The organism is Streptomyces sp. NPDC054840 (assembly GCF_053611065.1).
Genome location: NZ_JBSGZP010000884.1, coordinates 1 through 2,468, shown reverse-complemented (window position 1 = coordinate 2,468; position 2,468 = coordinate 1). Strand labels below are relative to the sequence as shown.

Here is a 2,468-nt window from a genome sequence, read left to right as displayed (position 1 = left end):
GGGTGGAGCATCACCCTTCCATGCGCCCCGGTGGGGGCCGCTGCTCGCAGATCGGAAAGTTGTTCTAGAAAAGAATCTGGTAAGGGTGGTGCTTTAGGCTGCACCCGACGAGGGTCGAGGAGATCCGCCGCCGCGAGGAGACCGAGGACGCCTGCCCGATGCCGAAGCAACAACGCGGCGAAGCCACCGTCGAACAGGTCCTGGACACGGCGCTGCGCCTCTACGCCTCGTCCGGGGAGGCCGGTCTCACCCTCGGGACCATCACCGGCGCCAGCGGGGTCAGTTCCGGCAGCATCTACCACCACTTCGGCAGCCTCGACGGCGTGGTCGCCGCACTCGCGCTGCGCTCCCTGGAACAGCTCCTGAAGGAACTCGCACCAGCGCTGCTCCGGGCGCCCGACGCCCGCTCCGGCATCCGGGCCGTCGTTCTGGCCTATCTGGACTTCGTGCGGGCCCATCCCGACGCGGCCCGCCTCATCCACTCGGTCACCGCAGACCGTCTGGGCATGGCGAACGCACGCCAGATCCGTGATTCGCAGGAGGCCCGGCTGACACCGATCGCCCTCTGGATCCATGCGCACCAGGAATCGGGCGAACTCGCCGCACTCTCCGCCCCGTTGATCGAGTCCCTTGCCCTGGGCCCGGTGGTCGCCGTCGTCCGGCGCTGGCTCACCGTGGGAGACGTCGACCTGGAGGAAGCCGCCCGTGAACTGCCCGACCACATCTGGCGGTCGGTCGGCGCCTGACCTGGTCCGCGGGGCCGGCGCACCGGGGGCGGGCGGGTGGAACGAAGGGGCCGTGGGCGCGGGCGGGCACCTCGTCGTCGGGGCAGGGCGTCCAGCCGGCGGGTCAGGGCATCACCGCGGGTCTCACCATGGGCGTCACCACGCCGAGGCCGCCCGCCCTCTCACACATGTCCCGGACAGCGCACGTAGAGTGACGGGATATGTGCCTCTGACCGGGATTCCCATGGGTCCTGGTGGACTCTCCGGAACCCTTGGAAGGTGTCTGTGTCGGAAGCGGTGGAGTACGACGTGGTGGTCCTCGGCGGGGGTCCGGCCGGTGAGAACATCGTCGACCGGACCCGCGCCGCCGGGCTGAGCACGGCGCTCGTCGAGAGCGAACTGGTGGGCGGCGAGTGCTCGTACTGGGCCTGCATCCCCAGCAAGGCCCTGCTGCGCCCCGTGCTGGCCCGGGCCGACGCCCGCCGGGTGCCGGGCCTGGCCGGCGCCGTCCAGGGGCCCCTGGACACGGCGACGGTCCTCGCGCACCGCGACTACTGGACCGGTGACTGGAAGGACCAGGGTCAGATCGACTGGATCGACTCGACCGGCGCCCACGTGTACCGGGGGCACGGTCGGCTCTACGGGGTCCGCAAGGTCGCCGTCACCAGTCCCGAGGGCGAACACCACATCCTGTCGGCCCGGCACGCGGTGGTCGTCGCCACCGGCACCCGGGCCGTGATCCCGGACCTCCCGGGGATCGCCGGGGCCCGCCCCTGGACCAGCCGGGAGGCGACCTCCGCGCAGGAGGCCCCCGGCCGGCTGCTGATCGTGGGCGGCTCGGTGGTGGCCGTCGAGATGGCCACCGCCTGGCAGGCCCTCGGCTCGCAGGTCACCGTCCTCGCACGCGGCTCCGGGCTGCTGCCGCGGATGGAGCCCTTCGCGGGTGAACTGGTCACCGACGCGCTGCGCGAGGCCGGGGCGGTGGTCCGTACCGGGGTGTCCGTGAAGGCGGTGGTACGGGACGGCTCGACCGGCCCCGTCAGCGTGGTCCTGGAGGGCGGCGAGACGCTGGAGGGCGACGAGCTGCTGATGGCGACGGGCCGCGCACCACGGACCGAGGACATCGGGCTGGACACCGTCGGCCTGCCCGCCGGTCGGTGGATCGACGTGGACGACACCTGCCGGGTGCCCGGGCATGACTGGCTGTATGCCGTCGGGGACGTCAACCACCGCGCGCTCCTCACTCACCAGGGCAAGTACCAGGCCCGGATCGCGGGCGCCGTGATCGCGGCCCGCGCGGCCGGCACCCCGCTGGACACCGCGCCCTGGGGCGCGCACACGCCGACCGCTGACACCCGCGCCCTCCCCCAGGCGGTCTTCACCGATCCGGAGGCCGCAGCCGTGGGCCTGACCCTGGCCGAGGCCGAACGGGCCGGGCACCGGGTGCGCGCGGTCGACTACGACATGTCCAAGGTGTCCGGCGCCGGTCTGTACGCCGACGGTTACAAGGGCCGGGCCCGCATGGTCGTCGACCTCGACCGCGAGGTCCTCCTCGGGGTGACCTTCGTCGGCCCCGGCGCCGCGGAGCTGATCCACGCGGCCACCGTCGCGGTCGCGGGTGAGGTCCCGATCCAGCGCCTGTGGCATGCGGTGCCGTCGTTCCCGACCATCAGCGAGGTCTGGCTGCGCCTGCTGGAGACCTACCGAGGCTGAGGACCGGCCCCGCGCGGGGCCTGGACACGG

2 protein-coding genes are annotated in these 2,468 nt (G+C 72.7%); both read left to right on the top strand.

Annotated elements, in window-relative coordinates; all coding sequences use genetic code 11:
- Nucleotides 1-158 precede the first annotated feature (158 nt).
- Nucleotides 159-746: a TetR/AcrR family transcriptional regulator gene (locus ACWGIU_RS35490; protein WP_453712209.1), complete on the top strand. Its 588-nt coding sequence runs from the start codon at nt 159-161 to the stop codon at nt 744-746.
- Between the two features lie 264 nt (nt 747-1,010).
- On the top strand, nt 1,011-2,438 hold the full coding sequence (locus ACWGIU_RS35485; RefSeq protein WP_453712210.1) for a dihydrolipoyl dehydrogenase family protein: 1,428 nt from the start codon (nt 1,011-1,013) through the stop codon (nt 2,436-2,438).
- The last annotated feature ends 30 nt before the right edge of the window (nt 2,439-2,468 follow it).